This is a genomic window from Acinetobacter rongchengensis (assembly GCF_003611475.1).
Lineage (GTDB): Bacteria > Pseudomonadota > Gammaproteobacteria > Pseudomonadales > Moraxellaceae > Acinetobacter > Acinetobacter rongchengensis.
On sequence record NZ_RAXT01000136.1, the window covers coordinates 1 to 1,679 of the forward strand.

Sequence of the window (1,679 nt, forward strand, 5' to 3'; positions counted from 1 at the left end):
CTTAGTGCGGAAATTGGAATAGTAAAATACAAATAAATCAAATATTTATGTTTGATTATCCGTTTTGTGTGTGTGCCTGTAGAATGATTTTTTATAAGTAAAAGGTTTCTACAAAAAAACACCTCGCATGGAGGTGTTGTTCTTGGTGGACTCGATCACAACAATTCGATAATTAAAGCGTTCATTTCGTCTTTCGATTTCGAGCTATTCATTTCTGTTACTGACTTTGATTCAAGAATCGCATCACGATACTGTTTGCGCTCGAATAGCACTGTTTTTAGTAGTTTGAACTGCTCATATTCGTTAATAAGCTCCACAGCGTCATTTAGCTCATTTGAGCGTACTGAAGCTCTATTAATCAACACGTATGCGTCTAAATCTTTATTAGTCTTTCTAGCAGCAGCAACTTTCTCTTGCATGTAGTCCAATACTTGCAGATCAAGTAGGCTTGGCTGAGTAGGGATTATTAGCACATTGGATACAAGTAGAGCTTCACGAAAGACCGTTGAATCTCGCCCTGCAACATCTATTAGGACGTACTCATATTCCGCATCTAATTTCTCAAGCTGTAGTAATAGATTTTCGTGAATACACTGACACTCAATATCTCCACGTTGTCTAGCCCATTTTGAAGATGATTGTTGTTCATCACAATCAATCAGTATGCTTTTTCCTTTTTGATTGAGCGATACAGCTAAATTAGTAGCTAGTGTAGTCTTACCAACTCCACCTTTTCGGTTCGCTATAGTTATAATCTTAGCCATTAACAAACACCTTTAAATTAATAAATAATCGTTTATTTGTTTGTATTTATAGTCGTATTATTTAATTGATAAATTAAACTATAAAATACTGTATACATAAAACTGTTTATACACCTAAAAATACAACTATTATTTATTGTTCTTTTTTAGGTTTAGTAACATTAAGTTGATTATTCAATATCTCTTGATATTCTTTAGCACCCAAAACCTTTTTACATTGTTGCAAGATACTCTCACGAATGAATACGCTAATCGAAATATTCTGATCTTGCCCAAGTTTTTTAACAGCTTCATCAATCACGTTAAGTTCTTCAACAAAGAGTGGGATAGTTAGGTTGCGACCATGTTTAGTACGAACACGTTTAGCTATTGGTAGTGTGTTTTTCTCAATATTGATGATTGATTTATTGCGTGTGACGATTTGTTCCTTATCTTTTTTTTCTTTACCATCTGATACCTTTGCATCTGAATTTACGTCATCTTGAGTAAACTCAGTATTCTCCATTGCTTTTTTAAATCTATTACTCATATCAATATCCAAACTATAAGTTAAACTAATATTGTAACTAATAATAGTTGTATTTTTTAAACTATTATTAGGTTTTTTTTGTAAAAAAAATGGGGGGGTTCACCCCCATTTTTTAATACTAAATATCTAATTTAGGTAAGTTTCTAACAATCTTCATTGTTTCAAGACTGACAGTAATCACTCGTAAAAACAGATTGAGAGGGTATGATGGATCATTCATTGTTTCGATTGCCCAATCATTCGCATCATTCACAATGCCACTGTCTTTATGCGTAGATACGCCTTGGCGTTCCATAACCCATTCGAGTGCAGGCTTGCCATTTACAACGTAGTCATAGGCTTCTAATGGGATATTTTCGATAGTGATAGCATTATTATAAACAACG

At 33.5% G+C, this 1,679-nt stretch carries 3 protein-coding genes; all 3 read right to left on the minus strand.

Annotation, left to right across the window (positions count from 1 at the left end):
• Window positions 1–155 precede the first annotated feature (155 nt).
• Window positions 156–764, minus strand: coding sequence for an AAA family ATPase (locus tag D7V20_RS19040; RefSeq protein ID WP_107010075.1), 609 nt, complete (start codon window positions 762–764; stop codon window positions 156–158).
• A gap of 133 nt (window positions 765–897) precedes the next feature.
• The gene (locus tag D7V20_RS19045; protein WP_107010074.1) at window positions 898–1,293 is read right to left on the minus strand and encodes a hypothetical protein; all 396 of its coding nucleotides are present in this window, start codon (window positions 1,291–1,293) and stop codon (window positions 898–900) included.
• Window positions 1,294–1,411: 118 nt separating this feature from the next.
• Window positions 1,412–1,679, minus strand: a 268-nt coding sequence (locus D7V20_RS19050; protein WP_322873884.1) for a type ISP restriction/modification enzyme, incomplete at its 5' end; no start/stop codon positions are given.